The 591-nt window shown below is 69.5% G+C and carries 2 protein-coding genes; one reads left to right on the forward strand and one right to left on the reverse strand.

What is annotated here, in order from left to right:
* Positions 1 to 391: LysR substrate-binding domain-containing protein (locus AC1DHL_RS29690; protein WP_478164323.1), on the forward strand; the 391-nt coding region annotated here is incomplete at its 5' end.
* Here AC1DHL_RS29690 and AC1DHL_RS29695 read toward each other — a convergent pair.
* The coding region (locus tag AC1DHL_RS29695) for a LysR substrate-binding domain-containing protein (protein ID WP_478164324.1) at positions 351 to 591 on the reverse strand (241 nt) is incomplete at its 5' end. The two genes, AC1DHL_RS29690 and AC1DHL_RS29695, sit on opposite strands and share 41 nt — an antisense overlap.

The raw sequence follows: 591 nt of genomic DNA on the forward strand, positions 1-591 counted from the left end.
TACCTGCATCAACTTCCGCTTTGCCAGCGGGCGGGTCTTCGAATGGGAGTTCAAGGTGGAGGGGCAACTGCGCAAGGTCATGCCGACCGCGCGGCTCACGTTCAACGACGCCGACCTGGTCCTGCATGCGGTCCTGCAGGGCTGGGGCATCGCGCAGCTGGCCGGGTACCAGATCGCCGAGCCCCTGGCCGCCGGGCAACTGGTGGTGGCGATGGGCCGCTACGCGCCCGACGACCGCGGGCACTACCTCTGCTACCTGAGCCGGCAGCACCTGCCCACGCGCATCCGCGTGTTTATCGACTTCATGACCGATGCGATCCGCGCGCAGGCGCTGAACTGCCTGACCGACTTCAACCCCGAGCCGGATCTGATCCCGGCGCCGATCGGTTGAGTGCCGCCGCGACGAAGTCGATGAACACCTTCGCGCGGACGGGCAGGCGCCGCCCGAAGCTGTGCAGCACCTGCAGCGGCACGGGCCGCAGGCCGACATCGGGCAGCACCACGCGCAGGCGGTTGGCGTCGAGATCGGCCTGCACGGCCGTGCGCAGGATCTGGGCGATGCCCAGCCCGTTGACGGCGGCGGTGCGCAGC

Source organism: Variovorax sp. 10L426, from assembly GCF_056395305.1.